This window comes from Streptomyces sp. NPDC087859 (assembly GCF_044742595.1).
Lineage (GTDB): Bacteria > Actinomycetota > Actinomycetes > Streptomycetales > Streptomycetaceae > Streptomyces > Streptomyces canus_F.
Genome location: NZ_JBIUUU010000010.1, coordinates 173,328 through 195,483 on the forward strand (window position 1 = coordinate 173,328; position 22,156 = coordinate 195,483).

Here is a 22,156-nt window from a genome sequence, read left to right on the forward strand (position 1 = left end):
CGCAATGACATCCAGCAACGAAACCGGCACCCACGGCGCCGTCCTCGCCGACGACGCCCCCGCCACCGACGGGGCGGTCGTCGAACTCCGCAACGCCGGCAAGTCCTACGGCAACATCCGCGCCCTGCACGGTGTCGACCTGAAGGTCTTCGCCAGCCAGGTCACCTGCGTCCTCGGTGACAACGGCGCCGGCAAGTCCACCCTCATCAAGATCATCTCCGGGCTGCACCAGCACACCGAGGGCGAGTTCCTCGTCGACGGCGCCCCGGTGCGCTTCTCCACCCCGCGCGAGGCCCTCGACAAGGGCATCGCCACCGTCTACCAGGACCTCGCCGTGGTCCCGCTGATGCCGGTGTGGCGCAACTTCTTCCTCGGCTCCGAGATCACCAAGGGCCCCTGGCCGATCCGCCGCCTCGACATCGAGACGATGAAGAAGACCGCCGACGAAGAACTGCGCAACATGGGCATCGTCCTGGACGACATGGACCAGCCCATCGGCACCCTCTCCGGCGGCCAGCGCCAGTGCGTGGCCATCGCCCGCGCCGTCTACTTCGGCGCCCGCGTCCTGATCCTGGACGAGCCGACCGCCGCCCTCGGCGTCAAGCAGTCCGGTGTCGTGCTGAAGTACATCGCCGCCGCCCGCGACCGCGGCCTCGGCGTCATCTTCATCACCCACAACCCCCACCACGCCTACATGGTCGGCGACCACTTCAGCGTGCTGCGCCTGGGCACGATGGAACTCAACGCCTCCCGCGACGAGGTCAGCCTCGAAGAGCTCACCAACCACATGGCCGGCGGTTCCGAACTCGCCGCCCTCAAGCACGAGTTGTCCCAGGTTCGCGGCGTCGACGTCGAGGAGCTCCCGGAGGAGCAGGACCTCAAGGCGCCGGTGGTGACGGCCAAGGAGGACGCGTCGTGACCGCCCTGGACCGCATCCGGGTCGGCTCCGCCCCCGACTCCTGGGGCGTCTGGTTCCCCGACGACCCCCGGCAGGTCCCCTGGGAACGCTTCCTGGACGAGGTCGCCGAAGCCGGCTACTCCTGGATCGAGTTGGGTCCCTACGGCTATCTGCCCACCGACCCGGCCCGGCTGACGGACGAGGTGGCCAGGCGGGACCTCAAGGTGTCGGCCGGCACGGTCTTCACCGGCCTGCACCGCGGCCCCTCCGTGTGGGAGTCGACCTGGGAGCACGTCAGCCAGGTCGCCGCCCTCACCCAGGCGATGGGCGCGCGGCACCTCGTCGTCATCCCGTCTTTCTGGCGCGACGACAAGACCGCCGAGATCCTCGAACCCCCGGAGCTGACCCACGAGCAGTGGGCCCACCTCACCAAGGGCATGGAGCGGCTCGGCCACGAGGTGAAGGAGGCGTACGGCCTCGACATCGTCGTGCACCCGCACGCCGACACCCACCTCGACACCGAGGACCACGTCGAGCACTTCCTCGACTCGACCGACTCCGAACTCGTCAACCTCTGCCTGGACACCGGTCACTACGCCTACTGCGGCGGCGACAGCGTCAAGCTGATCGAGACGTACGGCGAACGCATCGGCTACCTCCACCTCAAGCAGGTCGACCCGGCGATCCTCGCCGACGTCGTGGCGAACGAGGTGCCGTTCGGACCGGCCGTGCAGCGCGGCGTGATGTGCGAACCGCCCTCCGGCGTACCGGAGTTGGAGCCGGTGCTGGTGGCCGCGCAGAAGCTCGGTGTGGAGCTGTTCGCGATCGTCGAGCAGGACATGTACCCGTGCGAGCCGGACAAGCCGCTGCCGATCGCCGTACGCACCCGCAGGTTCCTGCGGTCCTGCGGAGCCTGATCCCGCGAAACCTGAGAGGACGGTCATGACCCAGCGTGCACCGCTGCGAGTCGCGGTCATCGGCACGGGGAAGATGGGCGCCGACCATGTGCGCCGTATCGAAGAGGTCGTCAGCGGCGCACGGGTGAGCGCCGTCGTGGACGTCGACGCCGAGCGGGCCAAGGCCGTCGCGGCCCGCGTCGACGGCTGCACCGCCTACACCGACGTGACGACGGCACTCGCGGCGGCCGACGTCGACGCGGTACTGATCGCCTCGTCGGGGCCGGCCCACGAGGCGGCCCTGCTCGCCGCCCTCGAACGCGATCTCCCGGTCCTGTGCGAGAAGCCGCTCACCCCGGACTCGGCGTCGGCGCTGCGGGTGCTGGAGGCCGAGCGCAAGCTGGGCCACCGCCGGGTCCAGGTCGGGTTCATGCGGCGCTACGACGCCGAGTACATGAAGCTCAAGTCCCTGCTGGAGACCGGTCAGCTGGGCCGTCCGCTGATGGTGCACAACCGGCACCGCAACGCGGCCAGCCCGCCCTTCTTCACCAGCGACATGCTCGTCAGCGACTCGGTCGCGCACGAGACGGACGTGACCCGCTGGCTCCTCGGCCAGGAGATCACCGCCGTGACCGTACTGCGGCCGAGGCCGTCCGCGAACGCGCCGGAGGACCTCCAGGACCCGCAGTTCGTGGTGTTCGAGACGGACGGCGGCGCCGTCGTCGACGTGGAGATCTTCGTCAACTGCGGCTTCGGCTACCAGGTCCAGGCGGAGGTGGTCTGCGAACGCGGCACCGCCCGCATCGGCGACGGCCACGCCATGGTCACCAACATGGCAGGCCGCTGGGGCGGCACCATCTCCCAGGACTTCATCGACCGCTTCGCCGAGGCCTACGACCGCGAGCTCCAGGTGTGGGTCGACGCGACACGGCGGGGCGAGGTGACGGGGCCGAGCACGTGGGACGGCTACGCGGCCGCCGCCGTGTGCGAGGCGGGCGTGCGCGCCCTGAACGAAGGCGGCCGTGTGGAGGTGGAGTTGGTGGAGCGGCCGCCCCTGTACTGATCCAATTCTCTGAGCGGGGAAGCGGTCACGGTGCTGCGGGGAGAGCTCGTGTGAAGACGACCATCGGCTGACCGGGGCCGTTGTACTCCTCCTCGACACGCGCCTCGAACCCCAGACTGCGATGGAAGGCGACCGAGCCCTCGTTGGCGACCGACGTGATCGCCTTCAGCCGGACGGCGCCCTGCTCGCGGGCGGCCTCGACGAACGCGGCGTACAGCTCGCGGCCGAGACCGGTGCCGCGGGTGTCGTCGCGGGTGGCGATCAGGTGGACGTACCCCGTGCCGTCGGGCGTGACGAAGCCGATGAGGTAGCCGCGGATGCCGTCGTCGTCGCGGGCGACCAGGCAGGTCGAGCCGAACTCCTGCACCAGGGCGAGGAGATGGAGCGAGCGCAGATCGCGGTCGCCCCAGTAGCGGGGGTGATCCGCCAGAACCCGCTGGATGTCGGTGACTTGGGCGGGGGTGATGTGCGCGGCCATGCGATCGATCATGGCAGGTGTGCAACCGGGATGCCCTCGTTGCTGTCCTTCGTGTGAGGGCGACGGAGGTGTGCATGAGGGTCCTGCTGCCGGTGGCGCGCGGGCTGGCCGGGCTGGCGCCCGGGGTGGGCGATCCGCTGCTCGGCGCCTTGCTGCTGCGCTGTCTCACCCCCGGCTGGGTACTGCTGCGGCCCAGTCCGCCCGCGCGTCTGCTCGCCTGGGCCAAGGAGGCGGTCGCCGTGGCGCGCCGCGCCCACCCGAGCCGCCCGGTGCAGCTGGCCCGGGCCCTGGCCCTGCACGCGCACGTGCTGGACGCGCTGGGACGGCACGAGGAGGCGTGCGCGGCGGTGGCCGCCGCCGACGCCGTACCGGGGGCCCGGCTGTCGCAGGCCCAGGCCGCGTACCTCCTGCACGTCCGGGCCCAGGCACTCCTGGGGAGCGGCAGAGCCGAGGAGGCGCTGGAGGCGGCCCGCCGCTGCGTCGACATGTACCGTCACGGCCCGGCTCCGGCCGGCCGGGACCGCCTCCTGGGCTCCCTGCCGGGCGCCCTGCGCACCTATGGGCTGGTGCTCGGGGCACTCGGGCACACGGAACAGTCCGTGCTCGTGTACGAGGAGTGCGCGGCGCTCCTGCGGTCCATGTCGTTGCGGGAGTCCAGCAGGGTGCTGCTCGTCATGGCGCGCGTGTTCGTGGAGCTCGTCGGCGGCCTGAAAGCCCTCGGGCGCCACGAGGAGGCGCTGGCACTCGGTCCCGAGGCGAGGGAGTCGCTGGGCGGCGGGATGGTTTTCGCGTACCCAGGGATCGTGCTGCCGCTGCGCGCACTACTTCTCGTGGACCTGGCCGACTGCCACGGAGCCAGGGGTGAGTGGGAGATGGCCCGCACGACGGCCGAGGAGGCGGTGACCGGGACGCGGAGCCCCGCGGGTGCGGCATGGCTGCCCGTCGCGCTGCGGTGTCTGGCCGACACGCTCGCCGAAGTCGACGCGCCCGACGAGGAGTCGAGCACCCTGCAGGAGCTGGCCGACCTGTACGCCGAGGCGTCGCCGGACACTGATCCGCTGCTCGCGAAGACCCTGGACGACCTGGCCCGCTGTCACCGGCGGGCGGGCCGTCACCGCGAAGCCGTCGCGGCCACGGAACGCGGCATCGCCGCCTACCGGCGCGCGGTGGCCCGCGAAGCGGCGCACGAGCCCGAACTGGCCCGCGTGCTGGCCAATCTGAGCCTCCGTCAGGACGGTGCGGGTGACCCGGAGTCGGCCGTGACGAGCGCCCGCGAGGCGCTCACCCTCACCCGGAGGCTGGCCGAGTCCGACTGGGAGACGTACCACCCGCTCACCGCCCGCCGCCTCCGTGTCCTCGGCCAGGCCCTCCGGAGCGCCGACGACCTCGCGGGAACCGTGTCCTGCTACGAGGAGGCGGAGACCGTCCTGGGGGAGCACCGGGACCGGCCGGGCGTCGCGGCCGAGCTCGCCACGATCCGTTCCGTACTCGCCGACGCCCTGGCCGCCGCGGCCGTCGGGACCGACCTCGACGAGAAGGTCACCGCCCTGCGCACCCTCCTCGCCCTCACCCGCCGGGCGGATGCCACGGACGTCCACGCCACCTGCGTCCGGGCCTTCGCCGAGGCCCGGACGGACCGCACCGCGCAGGCGTGGGAGAGGGCGACGGGAGAGTCGTACCCGACGTTCTTCTACCGTTGGACGACCGACCGCGGCCGCGGCTCGAACCCGGCCGCCCGGTAGCTCTCGTCGATCAGCGTCATCGTCGCCACCGCGTCATCCGCGTCGAGCGGCACCGCCGCCCCCTCGCGCACCCGCGCCGCGAACGCCTCCAGCTGGTACGTGTACGAGGACCGGGTGCCGAGCCGCTCGGTCCGCTCGCCCTCGGCCGTGCGGACCACGACCCGGTCGTCCAGGTGGGGCAGCACGAAGTTCGGCGCACTCACCTCGCCCCGGCTGCCGGTGATCCGGATGCTCATCTCCAGCTCGTCGTACGCCATGTGACAGCGCGCCGACCCGGTGGCCCCGCCCGGGAACTCCAACTCCGCGTCCAGCCACTCGTCGACGCCCGGCGCGCCCGCGCGCTCCCCGCCCCGCGCGGAGACGAGCCGTGGGGCGCCGCCCGCGAAGGGGGCGAGCATGCGCAGGGCGTGCAGGCTGTAGCAGCCCAGGTCCATCACGGCGCCGCCGGCCAGCGGCAGTGACCAGCGCGGGTCGGTGTCGGGGGGTGCGGGGATCGCGACCAAGGCCTCTGCCCGCTCCAGGTCGCCGATCTCGCCACTCGCGAGGATCTCGTGCAGACGGCGGGTGACCGGGTGGAACAGATAGTGGAACGCCTCCATGAAGACGGTCCCGGACTTCGCCGCCGCCTCCCGCACCTCGGCGGCCTCCTCGGCGTTGCTCGCCGACGGCTTCTCGCTCAGCACATGCTTGCCCGCCGCGAGGGCGGCGAGGTTCCACGGCCCGTGCAGACCGTTGGCGAGCGGGTTGTAGACGACGTCGACCTCGGGGTCGGCGAGCAGGTCGGCGTAGGAGTCCACGACCCGCTCCACGCCGTACTCGCCCGCGAACGCCTCGGCGCGGGCCCGGTCGCGGGCGGCCACCGCGACAAGGCGGTGGCCGGTGATCCGGGCCGGGTCGACGAGGGAGCGTTCGGTGATCCGTGCGGCTCCCAGCACTCCGATGCGCAGTGGTTCCCGGCCCGGCTCGCTCATGCCTGCCGTACCTCCTCGATGGTGACAGGACGGTGCTCGTGCAGGGACAGTGTGCACGCCTCAGCGATCCAGCCGGCCTCCAGGGCGTCCTCGACCGTGCACGGGGAGGTGCGGTGGCCCGCGACGACCTCGGTGAACGCGGTGAGTTCGGCGCGGTAGGCCTCGGTGAAGCGGTCCATGAAGAAGTCGTGCGGCGTCCCGGCCGGGAAGGTCACGCCCGGCTCGACCGAGCGCAGCGGCAGCCTGTCCTCCAGACCCACGGCGATGGAGTCCGTGAAGCCGTGGATCTCCATGCGGACGTCGTAACCCCGGGCGTTGTGACGGGAGTTGGAGATCACCGCGATGGTGCCGTCGTCGAGGGTGAGGAGCGCGCCGGTGGTGTCGGCGTCGCCTGCCGCCTTGATGTAGTCGGCACCCCGGTTGCCGCCGACGGCGTACACCTCGACTACCTCGCGGCCGGTCACCCAGCGGATGATGTCGAAGTCGTGCACCGAACAGTCGCGGAAGATGCCGCCCGACGCGGCGACGTACGCGGCCGGCGGGGGCGCCGGGTCCAGCGTGGTCGACCGTACGGTGTGCAGCTTGCCGAGTTCACCGGCCTGCACGGCGGCACGCGCGGCGACGAATCCGGCGTCGAAGCGGCGGTTGTAGCCGATCTGGATCGGCACGTCCCTGTCCTGGATCGCCTTGAGGACCTCGACGCCCTCGCTCATGTGTTTGGCGACGGGCTTCTCGCAGAAGACGGGGATGCCGGCCTCGACGCCGGCCAGGATCAGCGCGGGGTGGGCGTCGGTCGCGGCGGCGACGACGATGCCGTCCACGCCGGCGGCCAGCAGGGCCTCGGGCGAGTCCACGACCTCGCCGCCGAACTTCTCCGCGGCGGTCTTGGCGGCGTCCGCGAACGGGTCGGTGAGCACGAGCGACTCGACCACGTCGAGTCCGGAGAGGGTCTCGGCGTGGAAGGCGCCGATGCGGCCGAGGCCGAGGATTCCGATGCGCATGGGGGTTGCAGCTCCTTGAGGGTTCTTACGGGAAACGGGAGGCCAGGAGAGCCTCAGTCGAGTCCGCCGAGTACGTTCTGGTCCCAGTCGATCACCGAACCGGTGACCACGCCCGACCGGTCCGACAGCAGCAGGACCACGAAGTCGGCGATCTCGTCCGGCTGGCCGAGCTTGCCCATCGGCAGCTTCTCGGCGGCCTGCTCCAACCAGTCGTCACCGGCGCCGTGGAACGCCTTCTGCGTGGCGTCCTCGCCCTCGGTCGCGGTCCAGCCGATGTTGAGGCCGTTGATCCGCACCCGGTCCCAGCGGTGGGCGTGCGCCGCGTTGCGGGTCAGCCCGATGAGCCCGGCCTTGGCGGCGACGTAGGGCGCGAGGAACGGCTGCCCGCCGTGCGCCGAGGACGTGATGATGTTGACGATCGTGCCGGGGGCCTTGCGGCCGACCATGTCGGCGACCGCGGCCTGCATCGCGAAGAACGGCGCCTTGAGGTTGATCGCGATGTGCTGGTCGAACAGCTCCGGTGTGGTGTCGAGGAGCGTGCCCCGGGAGGTCAGGCCCGCCGAGTTCACCAGGCAGTCGATGCGGCCGTGCGCGGCGACCACCTCGGCCACGGACGCCTTGGCCTGCTCGGCGTCCGCGAGGTCGGCGCGCACGAACAGCGCCTTGCCGCCGGCCTCCGTCAGCTCGGCGACCAGCGCCTCGCCCGGCTCCGGCCGCCGCCCCGACACGGCGACCACCGCGCCCTCACGCACCGCGGCCCGTGCGATCGCGGCGCCCACGCCCTGGCTGCCGCCGTTGACGAGGACGACCTTGTCGTCGAGAAGTCCCATGAAGTCCGGTCCTTTCAGCTCTCGCGCCGCTCGGCGCTCGCCCGCAGCTCGTCCCGCAGAGTCCGCGGCGTCCATCGCTCACGCAGCGCCCGCCGTACCAGGTCCGCCTGCGTGGGCGGGGCCAGGCCGTCGACCGGCGGGTCGCTGTCGAGGTTGGTGGGGAAGGGGTAGCCCTCGGCGCTGGCGGCGATCACGTTCTCCAGCCACTCCTCGCCGGCGCCCTCCGACGCGCGCCGCAGCAGCACGGGGTAGACCGCGTTGGTCACCGTCTCCCGGTCCACGGTCTCCATCGCGCGTCCGAAGGCCGAGGACACCTGGAGCAGGTTGGCCATGCGGCGCACGTCCGTGGTGCGGTTGGTGCCGGCCGCGTGGAACAGCGCCGGGTTGAAGAAGACGGCGTCGCCCTGGGCGAGCGGGAGCTGGACGTGGCGCTTCTTGAAGTACTTCTGGAACTCCGGCCGCCGCCAGGCCAGATAGCCCGCCTCGTACGCCTGCGAGAACGGCAGGTACAGCGTCGGCCCCGACTCCACCGGCATGTCGCAGTGCGCGACGGCGCCCTGGAGGGTGAGCACGGGGGAGAGGCGGTGCACATGTGCCGGGTAGGCCGCGGCGACCTCGCCGGAGAGGAAGCCGAGGTGGTAGTCGCGGTGCACGGTCTGGGCGAGGCCGCCCGGGTTGACCACGTTGATCTGGGAGGTCACCTGGTAGCCGGGGCCGAGCCAGGCCTCGCAGACCAGTGCGAGGACGGGGTTGGCGTAGTAGTCGGCGAAGGTCGACGGGTCGTAGAGGGCCGCCTTCTCCAGCGCGTTCCACACCCGCTCGTTCGCGCCGGGCTTGGCGAAGTGGTCGCCGGCCGTGGTGCCCGCCGCGTCCTGCTCGCGGATCAGTGAGTCGAACACCTTGGTGGCGCGGTCGACGATCTCGTGATCGCGGAAGGCGCCCTTGAAGACCACCACTCCGGGCCCGTCGCAGAGAGCTCGGACGAGCTCCGCCTGGACGTCCCGGCGACGCCCGGCGCCGAGGAGGCGCTCGGCGTCGTACAGCAGGACGTTCCGCTCCACGCCGGCGGCGTGCGGATAGTCGGCGGGGTCGACGTTCCGCTCGACGAGCGCGCGGAAGGAGTCGAGGTCGCAGTCCTGTTCGGACAGCCAGGCACGGTGATGTACGGCGGTGAAGGACATCTGTGTCCTCTCGGTGACAGGGGCGACTCAGCGCTGCCATTCTTGTCAGTACAAAGCCGTCGAACAACCAGCAGGCGGCCATCAAAAACCCCTCAAGGAGCCGCTCCATGGGCCACCCCTTCCCGATCCGGGAGATCGCACGTCAGGCGGGCCTGAGCGAGGCGACCGTCGACCGGGTCCTGAACGGCAGGGGAGGGGTCCGGGAGAGCACGGTCCGTGAGGTCCGGCAGGCCATCGCCGACCTGGACCGGCAGCGCACCCAGGTCAGACTGGTCGGCCGCACCTTCATGATCGACATAGTGATGCAGGCGCCGGAGCGCTTCTCCACCGCCGTCCGGGCGGCCCTGGAGACGGAACTGCCCGCCCTGCACCCGGCGGTCGTGCGCTCCCGTTTCCACTTCCGTGAGACCGGCCCGGCCCAGGAACAGGTCAGAATCCTGGACCGGATAGCCCGCCGCGGCTCGCAGGGAGTGATCCTCAAGGCGCCGGACGTCCCCGAGGTCGCGGCCGCCGTCGGCCGCCTCGCCCAGGCCGGCATTCCCGTGGTCACCCTCGTCACCGACCTGCCCGCCACCCCGCGCCTCGGCTACGTCGGCATCGACAACCGCGCCGCGGGCGCGACCGCCGCCTATCTCATGGGCCAGTGGCTCGGCGACCGCCCCGGCAATGTCCTCACCAGCCTGAGCAGCGGCTTCTTCCGCAACGAGGAGGAGCGCGAGATGGGCTTCCGCAGCGCCATGCGCGCCCGCCATCCCGACCGCACCCTGGTCGAGATCGCCGAGGGCCAGGGCCTGGACGCCACCCAGTACGACCTCGTCCGGGCCGCCCTGGAACGCGACCCGGACATCCGCGCGGTCTATTCGATCGGCGGCGGCAACATCGCCACGCTGAAGGCCTTCGAGGACCTCGGCCGAAAGTGCGCGGTGTTCATCGCCCACGACCTCGACCACGACAACGACCGACTGCTGCGCGAGCACCGGCTCTCCGCCGTCCTCCACCACGACCTGCGCCAGGACATGCGCGAGGCCTGCCACCTGGTCATGCGCGAGCACGGCGCGCTGCCGCCCGCGGGACCGACGGTGCCGTCCGCGATACAGGTCGTGACGCCCTACAACATGCCGGCAGTGCTCACAGGCTGACCCACGCGCCGGTCTCCGCCGACCGCGCCATCGCATCGAGCACGACGGCGCTGTGCACGGCGTCCGCGAGCGTGGCCCCGTACGAGGTGCCCTCCGCGATCGACCGCAGGAAGCGATACGCCTCGACCACCTTGAGGTCGTCGTAGCCCATGGCGTTGGCGGCACCCGGCTGGAACGCCCCGAACTCGCCGTCGCCCGGCCCGACGTAGACCGTGCTGACGGGCTGGTCCTGGTAGCCGGTGCCGCGGCTCACGCCGAACTCGTTCATCCGGCGGAAGTCCCAGAACACCGCGCCCTTGGTGCCGTGCACCTCGAAGCCGTAGTTGTTCTGCTCGCCCACCGAGACCCGGCAGGCCTCCAGGACACCACGGGCGCCGGAGGCGAAGCGCAGCAGACAGTTGACGTAGTCCTCGTTCTCCACCGGTCCCAACTCCCCGCCGGAAGCCCGGGAATGACCCGCGGTGGCACCGGTCGGACGGGCCCGTTCCGGCACGAAGATCGCCGTGTCGGCAGTCAGCGACGCGATGTCCCCGAGCAGATACCGCGCCAGGTCCGCCCCGTGCGAGGCCAGGTCGCCCAGCACTCCGCTGCCGCCCCGCTCCTTCTCGTACCGCCAGGTCAGGGCGCCCTCGGGATGGGCCGCGTAGTCGCTGAAGAGCCGGATGCGGACGTGGGTGACCGTGCCGATGTCACCGGAGGCGATCAGCGCGCGGGCCGCCTCGACGGCGGGCGCGTTGCGGTAGTTGAAGCCGACCGCGCTGTGGACCCCCGCCTTTCCCGCCGCGTCCGCCACCGCGCGCGCGTCCTCGGCGCTCAGCCCCACCGGTTTCTCGATCCAGAGGTGCTTACCGGCCTCGGCCATCGCGACCCCGATCTCCCGGTGCAGGAAGTTCGGTGCGGTGACGCTGACAGCTTGCACGCGCGGATCGGCGGCCACGTCCCGCCAGTTCCGGGTCGTCGAGGCGAACCCGAACTGCGCGGCGGCCTCCTCGGCCCGCCCCGGCACCTCCTCGGCGACCATCACCAGCTCCGGACGCAGGCCCAGCCGCGGGTAGTGGTGCAGGACGCGGGAGTACGCCTGGGTGTGCACCCGGCCCATCCAGCCGAACCCGACGACGGCGACCCCGAGCGAATCCACCATGACAGCCCCTCTTTGGACCGGTCCACAATCTGTCCAGGCCACCCTGAGTCGCATTCCCCAAGGTGTCAACCCTTTGACAGGACAATGGCCCTCATGGAACGGTCCACACCATGAGACCACCGACGATCCGCGACGTCGCCGACCGGGCCGGCGTCTCCAAGTCCCTGGTCTCCCTCGTGCTGCGCGGCTCCGAGCAGGTGCGCCCCGAGAAGCGCGAGGCGGTGACGCGTGCCATGGAGGAGCTCGGCTACCGGCCCAACGCGGCCGCCCGCAGCCTCAGCGAGCAGCGCACCCGCACGGTCGGCGTGCTCCTCAACGATCTGCGCAACCCCTGGTTCGTCGACCTGCTCGACGGCCTCAACTCACTGCTGCACGACAACGGTCTGCACATGCTGATGGCCGACACCCGCCTCAACCGCCGCATCGGCCAGGACGTGACCGGCCCCTTCCTCGACCTGCGCGCCGACGGCCTGGTCGTCATCGGCACCCTGCCCGACTCGGCCGCGCTCGGGGCGATCGCCGAGCGCATCCCGGTCGTCGTCGCGGGTGCCCGGGAGCCGGTCCTGCCGGGCGTGGACATGGTCGCCAACGACGACGAACAGGGCGCCCGCCTGGTCACCGAGCACCTCATCGGCCTCGGCCACCGACGGATCGCGCACATCGCGGGATACGGCGCCGTCGGCGAGCTGCGCCGGCGCAGCTTCGAGGCGACGATGCGGGCCCACGGCCTGGCAGGGGTGGTGGAGGCCAGCGACATGACGGAGGAGGGCGGCTACCGCACCACCGTCCGCCTGCTGAGCCGCCCCGACCGGCCCACCGCCGTCTTCGCCGTCAACGACATCTCCTCGGTCGGCGCCCTGTCGGCGGCCGAGGAACTGGGCCTGCGCGTCCCGAGCGACCTGTCCGTCGTCGGCTACGACAACACCCGCATCGCGAGCCTGCGCCACGTCTGGCTCACCACCGTCGACAGCGCCAACCACGAGGTCGGCCGTCGCGCGGCCCGCTGTCTCCTGGACCGCTTCGAGGGCGGCGGGGGAGCGGGCCGGGTGCATCTGGCGGCGCCCACGCTGGAGATCCGGGGCACGACGGCGGCGCCGCCTACAGGTTGATGGCGTAGGCCTTTCGCAGCGTCTCGTGCACCGTCCACGTCGTACGGTCGCCCTCGCGCAGTACGGCCATGTCGCCGGGCCCGACCTTCAGCGTCGGCCCGCCCTCGACCTCGATCGTCGCCGACCCGCCGATCACCACGAACAGCTCGTCCGCCTCGGTGTCCGTGACCACGCCGGGCGTGATCTGCCAGATCCCACGGATCTGCTTGCCGTCCTCAGACTCCCAGATCACCTTCCCGGTCACCTCGGGCGTGCCGGAGACGATCTGCTCCGGGGCGAGGGGCTCGGCCTCGAGCTCGGCGTCGGGGATGTGGACAACGAAACTGTGGGTCATGGGACGACCCTAGCCTCGGCGAACCGATCGCGACCGTGGACAGGATGTGGGGTATCGGCCCAGGTGGCAGGACACTCCGTCGGGGCCGAACGGACTGGCGGGGTGCCCGTCCCCGGGTGATCGTGGAGGGCATGGCGGACCCCCGGGCTGCTGCCGCGTCCGAGCGGCACGCGCACGACACACGCGAGAGTCTCCTGTTCGGCGGCGTCTACGGAGCGGTCCTGGCCTGCTCGATGGTCGCCGCGCTCACCCAGTACGGCCACACCGACCGGGAGACCCGCCGTTACGACGCCGTCTGGCTCGTGGTCACGGCCCTGGCCTCCGCCCTCGCCCACGGCTACGCCCACTACATCGCGGAACGCACCCCGCACCGACGCGGCGACGCCCTGCGCACCCTCGTCAACGAGTGGCCCCTGGTCGCGGCGGTCCTGCCCACCGTCTTCATCCTGGCGGGCGCGGGCTGGGGCTGGTGGCCCGCGAAGGGAGTGGAGTACCCGGCGTTCACCCTGAACATCACCCTGCTGTTCACCCTGGGCGTCGTGACGGCCCGCTGGTCGCACCGCTCCTGGCCCTACGCCCTGCTGATCGGCCTCGTGGACGCGCTGCTCGGCGTGGGGGTCGTGGTGGCCAACGCGGTCATCAAGTGAGACCGCGCAGGGGTTCCGCCGGCCGGCGCACAGGGGAAGGAGCCCACATGAACGACGTCACCGACGAGGCGATCCGCAGCCTGCGCACCACCGCCGATCCGCGGCTGCGGCAACTGCTGACCGCCCTGATCCGCCACCTGCACGCCTTCGCGAGCGAGACCGGACTGACCCAGGAGGAATGGGAGGACGGGATCCGGTTCCTGACGGCGACCGGACAGGCGTGCACGGACACCCGGCAGGAGTTCATCCTCCTGTCGGATGTGCTCGGCCTGTCGATGCTGATGGAGACGATCAACGGCGGCCACGCCCCCGGCGCCACCGAGTCGACGGTCCTCGGCCCCTTCCACATGACCGAGTCACCGGCCCGCGGACTCGGTGCGAACATCGACCTGGTGGGCGGCGGCGAGCCGTGCGTGGTGAGCGGCCGGGTGCTCGCGACGGACGGGACCCCCCTGCCCGGCGCCCTGGTCGACGTCTGGCAGGCGAACGACCAGGGCTACTACGACGTCCAGCAGCCCGGGATCCAGCCGCCGGGCAACGGCCGCGGCCTGTTCACCACGGACGCCGAGGGCGGCTTCCGCTTCCGCACCTGCGTGCCCAGCTCGTACCCCATCCCCACGGACGGCCCGGTCGGCGACCTCCTGCGCGCCACCGGCCGTCACCCCTACCGCCCCGCGCACATCCACTTCATCGCCTCGGCCGCCGGACACGACCCCGTCACCACGCACATCTTCGTGGCCAGCGACCCTTACCTGACCTCCGACGCGGTGTTCGCCGTCAAACAGAGCCTCGTCCGCGACTTCACCCCGACCGACGACCCTTCCCTGGCCGAGGGGTTCGGCGTCCCGAACCCCTTCCGGCACGCGCGCGTGGACCTCGTACTGGAGCGCTCATGACGGAGTTCGTCCACGAGTCCCCGCCCATGAGGGTCGTCCTGCGCCCTGGCGCCGCCACGACGGCGACCCCTGACGAGACCCGGCGCCTCGGCCTGCGGCGGGTGTTGGTCGTCTCCGGCACACGCGGCGCGGACACGGCCCGGGCGGTCGCCGACTCCCTCGGCCAGGCCTGCGCGGGCCTGCACACCGGGGCCCGGATGCATGTCCCCGCGGAGGTCGCCGACCGGGCCGTCGAGGTGGCGCGGGCCGCGGGCGCCGACGGATGCGTCGCGGTCGGCGGCGGCTCGTCCATCGGCCTCGGCAAGGCGATCGCCCTGCGCACCGGCCTGCCGCTGATCGCCGTACCCACCACCTACTCCGGCTCCGAGGCGACCCCGGTGTGGGGCCTGACCGAACACGGCGCCAAACGCACCGGCCGCGACCCCTCCGTCCTGCCGCGCAGCATCGTCTACGACCCCGAACTGACCCTCGCCCTCCCCGTACCGCTCTCCGTGACCAGCGGCGTCAACGCCCTCGCGCACGGCGTCGAGGCGCTGTACGCCCCGGACGCCTCGCCCCTGATCGCGCTGATGGCCGAGGAGGGCGTACGGGCGATGGCCCGAGCCCTTCCCGACGTGGCCGGCGACCCGGCCTCCCTGGACGCCCGCGGCCGTGCCCTGTACGGCGCCTGGCTCTGCGGCTCCTGCCTCGGCGCCACCACGATGGGCCTGCACCACAAGCTGTGCCACGTCCTCGGCGGCACCTTCGGTCTGCCGCACTCGGAGACCCACACGGTGGTCCTCCCGTACGCCCTCGCCTACAACGCGCCCGCGGTCCCGGACGCGGTGGCCGCCGTGGCGAGAGCCCTGGACACGGACGCGGCCCCGACAGCCCTGTGGCAGCTGGCCGGTCGTCTCGGCGCTCCGCGGTCCCTCGCCGAACTCGGTCTGAAAGAAGCCGACTTGGCGGTGGCGGCCGAGCAGGTGGCGGGTCAGGCGTACGCCAACCCCAGGGAGGTCACGGTGGACGGGGCGCTGGCGGTGCTGAGGGCGGCCTACGAGGGCGGGCCGCCCTGACCGTCGTTGAAGCACACGGGTCCGCCCCCGGAGTACGGAACTCAGGCGGCGGACCCGTGGCTGTCGACGTGCCTCAGGCCTTGGCTCCCGTGACCTGCGCCGCCTCACCCGGGCTGTCCTGCGGCGTTGTTGCCGGGACAACGGCCCGCTTCGCCGGGATGAAGGTGGCGATCAGGAAGGCGAGGAGGGCCGCTCCGGCGCCGAGGGCCATGACGACCTTGAAGCCGTTCTCCGAGGGCAGTGCGTAGCCGCCGAAGTCGGTGGTCATCTGGGCCAGGATGACACCGGCGATGGCGCTGGCGAAGCTGGTGCCCAGGGAGCGCATCAGGGTGTTGAGGCTGTTGGCGGCACCGGTCTGGGTGGGGTCGACCGCGCCCATGATCAGGGCGGGCAGGGCGCCGTAGGTGAAGCCGATGCCGCCGCCGATGACGCAGGAGACCAGGACGAGGTGCCAGACCTCCGACATGAGCACGATGTTGAGGCCGTAGCCGGCGGCCACGATCAGGGCGCCGATCATCAGGGTGAGCTTGGGACCCTTGGCCTTGGTGATGGCGGCGGAGACGCCGGACATGACCATCATGACGAGGCCCTGGGGGGCGAGGACCAGGCCGACGGTGAGCATGGACTTGCCGAGGCCGTAGCCGGTGGCTTCGGGGAGCTGGAGCAGCTGCGGCAGGACCAGGGACATCGCGAACATCGAGAAGCCGAGTGCGACCGAGGCGAGGTTGGTGAAGAGCACCTGGGGCTTGGCGGTGGTGCGCAGGTCGACCAGGGGCCGGCTGCTGCGCAGCTCGTAGCGGCCCCAGGCGAGCAGGATCACGACCGAGGCGATGCCGAGGCCCAGGATGCCGGCGGACGTCCAGCCCCAGTCGCCGCCCTTGGAGACGGCCAGCAGCAGGGTCACCAGTCCGGCGGACAGGCCCAGCGAGCCGACCAGGTCGAAGCGGCCGCCGGCCCGCACGTCGGACTCGGGCACGATCAGCAGCACGAGCAGGAAGGAGACGGCGCCCAGGGCGGCGGAGGTCCAGAAGAGGATGTGCCAGTCGAAGTTGTCGGCGATGAAGGCGGCGGAGGGCAGGCCGAGGGCGCCGCCGACACCGAGCGAGGCGCTCATCATGGCGGTGGACCCGGCGAGCCGCTCGGCGGGCAGTACGTCGCGCATGATGCTGATGCCGAGCGGGATGACGCCGGCGGCCAGGCCCTGCAGGGCGCGTCCGGCGATCATCGGGATCACGGAGTCGGCCAGCGCGCAGACGACCGAGCCGGAGATCAGCAGGACGATGCTGACCAGGAGCATGCGGCGCTTGCCGTACATGTCGCCGAGGCGGCCGACCACGGGGGTGGCGACGGCGGCGGCGAGCAGGGTGGCGGTGACCGCCCAGGCGGTGTTCGACGCCGAGGCGTCAAGAAGCTTCGGCAGTTCGGGGACGATCGGGATGACGAGCGTCTGCATCAGCGCGACGACGATCCCGGCGAAGGCCAGCACCGCCACGACGGCGTTCGACCGCGACGGGGCGGCCCCCGCTGCGGCGGGTCGGGCAAGGGCGTCGGACATGGCAGGGCCTCCGTGAACCAGAAGGATTGCTTGAGTTACTCAACCATAAATGTATTGCTTGACTTAAGCAAGCGACTGTCGAGGGGGCATACGGGCGGTTCGGGGACGGGAGGGGGAGGCGCGGCGCCGGGTCACCGCGACGGCGCCGCGGTCGGCGACGGCCCGCCTCGGCGTTGCCGACGGAGCGCTCACGCCTCGTCGTCGAACGTGACGACGACCTTCTCCGCGGCCCCCGGCGTCAGCGCCAGCTCGAAGGCCCGCTCGACCTCGCCGAACGGCACCCGATGGCTGATCAGCCGGGCGAACCGCTCGTGGTGCTCGACGAGTTCGGGCGTGACCTCGAAGATCTCGGTCGGATAGCCCTGCGAGGCGATCAGCGTCAGCTCGCTGCGCAGCATGCCGCCGAGGTCGATGGCGTCGGACTTCTTCTGTACGGCGACCATGACCAGCTTGGCGTGCCACTTGGCGTTGTCGACGACGGCCTGGAAGACGGCGGGGGCGCCCGCGGCGTCGACGTAGATGTCGGTACCGGGACGGGGCTGTCCGAGGGCGTTGGCGGCCCGGCCGTGCAGTTCCGTCAGCCGTTCGGTGACGTTCTCCGTGGCCGAGTCGATGACGGCGTCGGCGCCGACCGCCAGAGCCGTCTCGAGGCGTTCGGGAATGATGTCGACGACCACGACGTGCTCCACGCCCCGCAGCTTCAGCCAGATGGCGGCGCCCAGTCCGATGGGCCCGGCGCCGAAGACGACGACCTTGTCGGCGGGCTTCGCCTCGGAGCGGTTGACGGCGTGCCGGGCGACCGCCATCGGCTCGTTCAGCGAGGCGACCTCGAAGGGCACCGTGTCGGGGAACACCGTGACGTTCTTGCCGGCCTCGACGCCCTCGATCAGCAGGTACTCGCTCATGGCGCCGTGCGCGCCGCCGCAGCCGATGATCCCGGAGGGTACGCCCTGCGGGTTCACCACGACCCGGTCGCCGACCTTGACGTCGGTGACCTCGGCGCCGGCCTCGATGATCTCGCCGGCGGGCTCGTGGCCCAGCGGGATCGCCCGCGTCGAGCCGTCGGCACCGGCCGGCATGCCGCCGAGATGGAGGAAGAACGTGTCGGTGCCGCAGATCCCGCACGCGCGGATCCTGACGAGCGCGTCCGCGGGGCCGGGGGTGGGGCGCTCGACGTCCCGCACGTCGACCTTGTTCTTGGCGGTGAGGACGGACTTCATCGTGGCCATGGAGAGTCTCGCTTTCCGGAGGTACTGCGAAGAGGTGTTACCGGACTCGGGCAAGTGGTCGTGGATGGCACCGGGGCCGGCGGCGGGCAGGGGGAGTGACCCGTCCGCCGGGCCCGGTGACCGCGCCGTACCCCGTCCCCACGGGTCGGGCGCAAGGGGCCGCATCCGCTCAATGCGGCCCCGGTCCGGGTGTGCGTGGTCGGGAGTGGACGAGCATTCCCGTCCCACGCGGACCGGTTTACTTGAGTTAGGCAAGCACGGTTGCGTTACTTAAGTCAAGCAATCAACTGCACATTGCTTAAGTTAGGCAAGTACCTCTAGGGTGGTGTCATGACCGCAGAAGCGCCGGCCCCGGCGACCCTGGCCGAGATAGAGCGAGTGCTCACCCGGGTCGCCTACCTGGCCGGGCGGAGTCGACGGCACGAGCGCCTCATGGCGATGGCGGGGGTACCGCTCGACCGCGCGGCCGTGGCGATTCTGCGGCACATCGCGGAGAGTGAGCCCCTGCGTCCCGGGGTGCTGGCGGTCCGGCTCTCCGTGGAGGCCTCCCATGTCACCCGCCAGCTGGGGCAGTTGGAGCGCGGCGGCTATGTGATCCGCGTCGCGGACCCGGAGGACCGGCGGGCCCAGCGCGTCCAGCTCACCGACAAGGGCCTGGCCGCGGTCGGCCGGGTCCGCGAGGTCGGCCGCCGCTATCTCGAACAGGCCCTGGGCGACTGGTCCGAGGATGACCTGCGACAGCTGGCCCGCCTCTTCCGCCGACTCGTCGACGACTTCGCCGACCATGCCGAGGACCCTGTCGGCCCACCGCTCTCCGCCTGACCGTACCGCCGTCCGGACCCCACGATTGGTCGTGCCATGTACGCGCATCTCCTGGAGAAACCGTCACCACCCCGAGGCGACGGACAGCACGTCCTGGTCGTCGTGGGAGATCCCGGCGACGCCGAACTGCTCACCACCACCCTGGAGTTGGCCGGATATCAGGTCGGCACCGCGGGCAGCGGTGCCGAGGGCATGGCACGGCTCACCCGGCAACGGTTCGACCTGGTGGTCCTGGACGCCGCCCTGCCCGACCTGCCGCACCTCGCCCGGGGCCGACGGATGGCCCCCGCGGACCGGCCCCCACTGCTCTTCCTGGCCTCCTGCGACTCCCTGCACCGGCTTCTGCCCGAACTCGGCCTGGGCGAGGAGGACTACGTCATCAAACCCGTACGCGTCCCCGAGGTACTGGCCCGGGCGCAGGTACTGCTGCGCCGCCGATGTCCCGGGCCGCGTCCCGGAATGCCCGGATACGGCGACCTGCTCCTGGACGACATCACGTGCCGCGCCCGCCGCGGGCCCCGGCCGCTCGACCTCACGCCCGCCGAGTACCGGCTGCTGCGCCATCTGCTCGCCAACGCGGGGCGCGTGCTGTCGAAGGAGCAGATCAGCCGGCATGTGTGGGGCGAGTTCCGGGGACACCAGGCGATCGAGAAGCTCGTCTCCCGGCTGCGGCACAAGGTGGACGAAGAGGGGCCCGCGCTGATCCATACGCGCCGGGGGTTCGGTTACTGGCTCGGTGGCTGAGCGCTCCGCTGGAGGCACGGGGGCAGACCTGCGCGCCGGTGGGACTGTTGGTCGGGCCCGCGCGTCGGAGCGGCACTGCGGCACAGCCCCGCGCGCCTGGTGGGGAGCGGTACCGCACCGGATCCCGCCGGGACCGCTCAGGGTGTGTCTTGCGGAGGTCGGTGGCGGTGCGTGGCTGTGTCGAGTGGGCGGGGGTGGCTATGAGGGGGTCGTGGGCGCTCGGCGGTGCGGATCGCTTCACTGTCGGCGGGGGGCCGGGTCGTCCTGTGGGAGGTGTCGATGCTCGGCGCGTTCGCGTGTCGCGGAGCGCTCAGGGTGTGTCTTGCGGAGGTCGGTGCCGGTGCGTGGCTGCGTCGAGTGGGCGGGGGTGGCTATGAGGGGGTCGTGGGTGCTCGGCGGTGCGGATCGCTTCACTGTCGGCGGGGGGCCGGGTCGTCCTGTGGGAGGTGTCGATGCTCGGCGCGTTCGCGTGTCGGGGAGCGCTCAGGGTGTGTCTTGCGGAGGTCGGTGGCGGTGCGTGGCTGCGTCGAGTGGGCGGGGCGGACGCGACGGGGCCGCGGGCGACCGGTGGCGCCGATCGCGGCACTGCCGAGGGGGCGCCGGGACGGCCTGCGGGAGGTGCCGATGCTCAGCGCGTTCGCCACGACGACGGCTGCGATGCCCGCCCACTCCGGCCGGCCCAGCCGCTGTCCGAGGACGACCCACCCGACCACGGCTGCCAGGACCGGGTTGACGCTCATGAACAGGCCGAACACCGGGGCCGGCACCCGGCGCAGTGTGAACAGGTCGGCGAGGCAGGGCACCGCCGAGGACAGCACACCGGCGGCCACCGCGCAGCCGACCGCCCACACCGTCGGCGGATGCCGCACGGCGACGACGATCCCGACTGGCAGGAACAACAGGGCGGACAGCGCCGCCGCGGCAGCCGAGCCCTGCGCTCCGGGGAAGCGTCGGCCGACGCTGCGATGGAGAAGGATGTACGCCGCCCAGCACCCGGCGGCCAGCAGACCGAGGCCCATGCCGACAGGGTCGGCGGAGGGCCGCGGGCGCATCAGTGTGACGACACCCGCCACCGCGAGCAGCGCACAGCACACGTCCACGCGCCGCCGGGTGGCGGTCAGGGCGATGGCCAGCGGGCCGAGGAACTCCAGGGTCACCGCGAGCCCCAGGCCGACGCGGTCGACGGCGGTGTAGAGGGAGAGGTTCATCGTCCCGAAGACCAGGGCCAGCAGCAGCACCGGCCACCACTGACTCCAGGTGAACGACCGGAACCGGGGCCGGCCGACGGCGAGGAGGACGCCCGCCGCGACGTACTGGCGGACCGCGACGACCCCGACGGGGCCGATGACGGGGAAGGCGAGCGAACCGACCGCGGCACCGACCTGGTTGGACAGGCCGCTGCCCACCATGGTGGCCACCCCGGCCGGGCTCGTCCGGGACGGCCCGGCGGTGGGCGGGGGAGTGGCCGCGGGGAGTGCGGGTGCCTCATGCATGGGGCCGAGGGTGCGCGCCCTCGACGCTTGCACAAAATGCATGACCCGGCCGATCTATACGCTGAAGTCATGGATGTGGACCTCCGGCAGTTGCGCTGTCTCGTCGCGATCGTCGACGAGGGCACCTTCACCGACGCCGCCCTGGCCCTCGGGGTCTCCCAGGCCGCCGTCTCCCGCACCCTCGCCTCCTTCGAACAGGCTCTGGGCGTACGGCTGTTGAGGCGCACCTCGCGCGAGGTGACCCCGACTCCGACCGGACTGCGGGTTCTCGCGCACGCCCGGCGGGTGCTCGCCGAGGTCGACGACCTGGTCCGGGACGCCAGCTCGGGCCACGCCCATCTGCGCATGGGCTACGCCTGGTCGGCGCTCGGCCGGCACACCCTCGCCTTCCAGCGCCGGTGGAGCCGGGAGCACCCGGCGACCGACCTGCACCTGGTGCGGGTCAACTCGGCCACGGCCGGTCTCGCGGAGGGCGCCTGTGACCTGGCTGTCGTGCGCCGCCCCGTGGACGAGCGGCGGTTCGGGTCGGTCATCGTCGGCCTGGAGCGGCGGTTGTGCGCGATGGCCGCCGACGATCCGCTGGCCCGGCGCCGGTCCGTGCGGCTGGCCGACCTCGCGGAGCGGGTCCTCCTCGTCGACCGGCGAACCGGTACCGCGACCGCCGACCTGTGGCCGCCGGACGTCCGCCCGGCCACCGAGGAGACGCAGGACGTCGACGACTGGCTGAACATCATCGCCACCGGTCGCTGTGTCGGCATGACGCCGGAATCGACGGCCAATCAGTACCCGCGGCCGGGTGTCGTCTACCGGCCGGTGCGCGACGGCGAGCCCATCGCCGTGCGGCTCGCGTGGTGGCGGGACGACCCGCATCCGGCCACGCAGGCGGTGAGGGAACTGCTCACGTCGCTGTATCGCGAGGGCTGAGCTGCGAC

21 protein-coding genes and 1 pseudogene are annotated in these 22,156 nt (G+C 71.9%); 12 read left to right on the plus strand and 10 right to left on the minus strand.

Going from position 1 to position 22,156, the window contains the following annotated elements; all coding sequences use genetic code 11:
- The first annotated feature begins 4 nt into the window (after positions 1-4).
- From ACIOHP_RS25425 to ACIOHP_RS25435, 3 genes are read left to right on the plus strand one after another with little or no spacing between them, the layout of a single operon-like run.
- On the plus strand, positions 5-919 hold the full coding sequence (locus ACIOHP_RS25425) for an ATP-binding cassette domain-containing protein (protein ID WP_401891140.1): 915 nt from the start codon (positions 5-7) through the stop codon (positions 917-919).
- Positions 916-1,815, plus strand: coding sequence for a sugar phosphate isomerase/epimerase family protein (locus ACIOHP_RS25430; protein WP_401891146.1), 900 nt, complete (start codon positions 916-918; stop codon positions 1,813-1,815). The genes ACIOHP_RS25425 and ACIOHP_RS25430 overlap by 4 nt, the downstream gene beginning before the upstream one ends.
- Before the next feature lie 25 nt (positions 1,816-1,840).
- The gene (locus tag ACIOHP_RS25435) at positions 1,841-2,857 is read left to right on the plus strand and encodes a Gfo/Idh/MocA family protein (protein WP_401891149.1); all 1,017 of its coding nucleotides are present in this window, start codon (positions 1,841-1,843) and stop codon (positions 2,855-2,857) included.
- Between the two features lie 25 nt (positions 2,858-2,882).
- Here the strand turns inward: ACIOHP_RS25435 and ACIOHP_RS25440 are convergent, their stop codons facing one another.
- Entirely contained in the window at positions 2,883-3,335 is a 453-nt protein-coding gene (locus ACIOHP_RS25440; protein ID WP_401891152.1) for a GNAT family N-acetyltransferase, read from the minus strand.
- 74 nt (positions 3,336-3,409) lie between these two features.
- Between ACIOHP_RS25440 and ACIOHP_RS25445 the strand changes: the two genes are divergently transcribed.
- The gene (locus ACIOHP_RS25445; RefSeq protein ID WP_401891154.1) at positions 3,410-5,077 is read left to right on the plus strand and encodes a hypothetical protein; all 1,668 of its coding nucleotides are present in this window, start codon (positions 3,410-3,412) and stop codon (positions 5,075-5,077) included.
- On the opposite strand, the gene ACIOHP_RS25450 is transcribed toward ACIOHP_RS25445, so the two are convergent.
- The 4 genes from ACIOHP_RS25450 to ACIOHP_RS25465 are packed head-to-tail and all read right to left on the minus strand — an operon-like array spanning position 5,026 to position 9,060.
- Positions 5,026-6,048 (minus strand): Gfo/Idh/MocA family protein, encoded by a 1,023-nt coding sequence (locus tag ACIOHP_RS25450; RefSeq protein WP_401891157.1) that lies wholly within the window; start codon positions 6,046-6,048, stop codon positions 5,026-5,028. The two genes, ACIOHP_RS25445 and ACIOHP_RS25450, sit on opposite strands and share 52 nt — an antisense overlap.
- Positions 6,045-7,049 (minus strand): Gfo/Idh/MocA family oxidoreductase, encoded by a 1,005-nt coding sequence (locus ACIOHP_RS25455; protein ID WP_401891159.1) that lies wholly within the window; start codon positions 7,047-7,049, stop codon positions 6,045-6,047. Before ACIOHP_RS25455 ends, ACIOHP_RS25450 begins: the two co-directional genes overlap by 4 nt.
- A 53-nt stretch (positions 7,050-7,102) precedes the next feature.
- The gene (locus tag ACIOHP_RS25460) at positions 7,103-7,879 is read right to left on the minus strand and encodes an SDR family oxidoreductase (RefSeq protein ID WP_361491309.1); all 777 of its coding nucleotides are present in this window, start codon (positions 7,877-7,879) and stop codon (positions 7,103-7,105) included.
- A 14-nt stretch (positions 7,880-7,893) separates the two neighbouring features.
- Positions 7,894-9,060: a phytanoyl-CoA dioxygenase family protein gene (locus ACIOHP_RS25465; RefSeq protein WP_401891162.1), complete on the minus strand. Its 1,167-nt coding sequence runs from the start codon at positions 9,058-9,060 to the stop codon at positions 7,894-7,896.
- Between the two features lie 107 nt (positions 9,061-9,167).
- On the opposite strand from ACIOHP_RS25465, the gene ACIOHP_RS25470 reads away from it, so the two are divergent.
- Complete coding sequence (locus ACIOHP_RS25470; protein ID WP_361542976.1) at positions 9,168-10,199, plus strand: LacI family DNA-binding transcriptional regulator; 1,032 nt, start codon at positions 9,168-9,170, stop codon at positions 10,197-10,199.
- Here the strand turns inward: ACIOHP_RS25470 and ACIOHP_RS25475 are convergent.
- Positions 10,189-11,340, minus strand: a complete 1,152-nt coding sequence (locus ACIOHP_RS25475; RefSeq protein ID WP_401891166.1) for a Gfo/Idh/MocA family protein — start codon at positions 11,338-11,340, stop codon at positions 10,189-10,191. The genes ACIOHP_RS25470 and ACIOHP_RS25475 overlap by 11 nt on opposite strands.
- Positions 11,341-11,450: 110 nt before the next feature.
- Here ACIOHP_RS25475 and ACIOHP_RS25480 point away from each other — a divergent pair, with 110 nt between their 5' ends.
- Positions 11,451-12,449, plus strand: coding sequence for a LacI family DNA-binding transcriptional regulator (locus tag ACIOHP_RS25480; protein ID WP_401891169.1), 999 nt, complete (start codon positions 11,451-11,453; stop codon positions 12,447-12,449).
- Here ACIOHP_RS25480 and ACIOHP_RS25485 read toward each other — a convergent pair.
- On the minus strand, positions 12,439-12,783 hold the full coding sequence (locus ACIOHP_RS25485) for a cupin domain-containing protein (RefSeq protein ID WP_401891172.1): 345 nt from the start codon (positions 12,781-12,783) through the stop codon (positions 12,439-12,441). The two genes, ACIOHP_RS25480 and ACIOHP_RS25485, sit on opposite strands and share 11 nt — an antisense overlap.
- Positions 12,784-12,914: 131 nt before the next feature.
- Between ACIOHP_RS25485 and ACIOHP_RS25490 the strand changes: the two genes are divergently transcribed.
- From ACIOHP_RS25490 to ACIOHP_RS25500, 3 genes are read left to right on the plus strand one after another with little or no spacing between them, the layout of a single operon-like run.
- Positions 12,915-13,430, plus strand: coding sequence for a hypothetical protein (locus ACIOHP_RS25490; RefSeq protein ID WP_401891175.1), 516 nt, complete (start codon positions 12,915-12,917; stop codon positions 13,428-13,430).
- A 47-nt stretch (positions 13,431-13,477) separates the two neighbouring features.
- Complete coding sequence (locus tag ACIOHP_RS25495) at positions 13,478-14,326, plus strand: intradiol ring-cleavage dioxygenase (RefSeq protein WP_401891178.1); 849 nt, start codon at positions 13,478-13,480, stop codon at positions 14,324-14,326.
- Positions 14,323-15,381, plus strand: coding sequence for a maleylacetate reductase (locus tag ACIOHP_RS25500; RefSeq protein ID WP_401891180.1), 1,059 nt, complete (start codon positions 14,323-14,325; stop codon positions 15,379-15,381). Before ACIOHP_RS25495 ends, ACIOHP_RS25500 begins: the two co-directional genes overlap by 4 nt.
- 73 nt (positions 15,382-15,454) lie before the next feature.
- Here the strand turns inward: ACIOHP_RS25500 and ACIOHP_RS25505 are convergent, their stop codons facing one another.
- A complete protein-coding gene (locus tag ACIOHP_RS25505) occupies positions 15,455-16,936 on the minus strand; it encodes an MFS transporter (protein WP_361542955.1) in 1,482 nt (493 codons plus the stop codon).
- 188 nt (positions 16,937-17,124) lie between these two features.
- Positions 17,125-18,165, minus strand: a complete 1,041-nt coding sequence (locus ACIOHP_RS25510; RefSeq protein WP_401891183.1) for a zinc-binding dehydrogenase — start codon at positions 18,163-18,165, stop codon at positions 17,125-17,127.
- A 330-nt stretch (positions 18,166-18,495) separates the two neighbouring features.
- Here ACIOHP_RS25510 and ACIOHP_RS25515 point away from each other — a divergent pair, with 330 nt between their 5' ends.
- Both ACIOHP_RS25515 and ACIOHP_RS25520 read left to right on the plus strand, forming a co-directional pair.
- Positions 18,496-18,987: a MarR family winged helix-turn-helix transcriptional regulator gene (locus tag ACIOHP_RS25515; protein WP_401891186.1), complete on the plus strand. Its 492-nt coding sequence runs from the start codon at positions 18,496-18,498 to the stop codon at positions 18,985-18,987.
- A 36-nt stretch (positions 18,988-19,023) separates the two neighbouring features.
- Entirely contained in the window at positions 19,024-19,731 is a 708-nt protein-coding gene (locus ACIOHP_RS25520) for a response regulator transcription factor (RefSeq protein ID WP_401891189.1), read from the plus strand.
- 611 nt (positions 19,732-20,342) lie between these two features.
- On the opposite strand, the pseudogene ACIOHP_RS25525 reads toward ACIOHP_RS25520, so the two are convergent.
- Positions 20,343-21,224: pseudogene (locus ACIOHP_RS25525) on the minus strand (EamA family transporter); the annotation flags it as partial.
- 69 nt (positions 21,225-21,293) lie between these two features.
- On the opposite strand from ACIOHP_RS25525, the gene ACIOHP_RS25530 reads away from it, so the two are divergent.
- Entirely contained in the window at positions 21,294-22,148 is an 855-nt protein-coding gene (locus ACIOHP_RS25530; RefSeq protein ID WP_401891192.1) for a LysR family transcriptional regulator, read from the plus strand.
- The last annotated feature ends 8 nt before the right edge of the window (positions 22,149-22,156 follow it).

What these genes read in the sequence shown, in the direction of transcription:
- ACIOHP_RS25425 (WP_401891140.1), top strand. Translation starts at nt 5, where the DNA reads ATGACATCCAGCAACGAAACCGGCACCCACGGCGCCGTCCTCGCCGAC.
- ACIOHP_RS25435 (WP_401891149.1), top strand. Translation starts at nt 1,841, where the DNA reads ATGACCCAGCGTGCACCGCTGCGAGTCGCGGTCATCGGCACGGGGAAG.
- ACIOHP_RS25440 (WP_401891152.1), bottom strand. Translation starts at nt 3,335, where the DNA reads ATGGCCGCGCACATCACCCCCGCCCAAGTCACCGACATCCAGCGGGTT.
- ACIOHP_RS25445 (WP_401891154.1), top strand. Translation starts at nt 3,410, where the DNA reads ATGAGGGTCCTGCTGCCGGTGGCGCGCGGGCTGGCCGGGCTGGCGCCC.
- ACIOHP_RS25450 (WP_401891157.1), bottom strand. Translation starts at nt 6,048, where the DNA reads ATGAGCGAGCCGGGCCGGGAACCACTGCGCATCGGAGTGCTGGGAGCC.
- ACIOHP_RS25455 (WP_401891159.1), bottom strand. Translation starts at nt 7,049, where the DNA reads ATGCGCATCGGAATCCTCGGCCTCGGCCGCATCGGCGCCTTCCACGCC.
- ACIOHP_RS25460 (WP_361491309.1), bottom strand. Translation starts at nt 7,879, where the DNA reads ATGGGACTTCTCGACGACAAGGTCGTCCTCGTCAACGGCGGCAGCCAG.
- ACIOHP_RS25465 (WP_401891162.1), bottom strand. Translation starts at nt 9,060, where the DNA reads ATGTCCTTCACCGCCGTACATCACCGTGCCTGGCTGTCCGAACAGGAC.
- ACIOHP_RS25470 (WP_361542976.1), top strand. Translation starts at nt 9,168, where the DNA reads ATGGGCCACCCCTTCCCGATCCGGGAGATCGCACGTCAGGCGGGCCTG.
- ACIOHP_RS25475 (WP_401891166.1), bottom strand. Translation starts at nt 11,340, where the DNA reads ATGGTGGATTCGCTCGGGGTCGCCGTCGTCGGGTTCGGCTGGATGGGC.
- ACIOHP_RS25480 (WP_401891169.1), top strand. Translation starts at nt 11,451, where the DNA reads ATGAGACCACCGACGATCCGCGACGTCGCCGACCGGGCCGGCGTCTCC.
- ACIOHP_RS25485 (WP_401891172.1), bottom strand. Translation starts at nt 12,783, where the DNA reads ATGACCCACAGTTTCGTTGTCCACATCCCCGACGCCGAGCTCGAGGCC.
- ACIOHP_RS25490 (WP_401891175.1), top strand. Translation starts at nt 12,915, where the DNA reads ATGGCGGACCCCCGGGCTGCTGCCGCGTCCGAGCGGCACGCGCACGAC.
- ACIOHP_RS25495 (WP_401891178.1), top strand. Translation starts at nt 13,478, where the DNA reads ATGAACGACGTCACCGACGAGGCGATCCGCAGCCTGCGCACCACCGCC.
- ACIOHP_RS25500 (WP_401891180.1), top strand. Translation starts at nt 14,323, where the DNA reads ATGACGGAGTTCGTCCACGAGTCCCCGCCCATGAGGGTCGTCCTGCGC.
- ACIOHP_RS25505 (WP_361542955.1), bottom strand. Translation starts at nt 16,936, where the DNA reads ATGTCCGACGCCCTTGCCCGACCCGCCGCAGCGGGGGCCGCCCCGTCG.
- ACIOHP_RS25510 (WP_401891183.1), bottom strand. Translation starts at nt 18,165, where the DNA reads ATGGCCACGATGAAGTCCGTCCTCACCGCCAAGAACAAGGTCGACGTG.
- ACIOHP_RS25515 (WP_401891186.1), top strand. Translation starts at nt 18,496, where the DNA reads ATGACCGCAGAAGCGCCGGCCCCGGCGACCCTGGCCGAGATAGAGCGA.
- ACIOHP_RS25520 (WP_401891189.1), top strand. Translation starts at nt 19,024, where the DNA reads ATGTACGCGCATCTCCTGGAGAAACCGTCACCACCCCGAGGCGACGGA.
- ACIOHP_RS25530 (WP_401891192.1), top strand. Translation starts at nt 21,294, where the DNA reads ATGGATGTGGACCTCCGGCAGTTGCGCTGTCTCGTCGCGATCGTCGAC.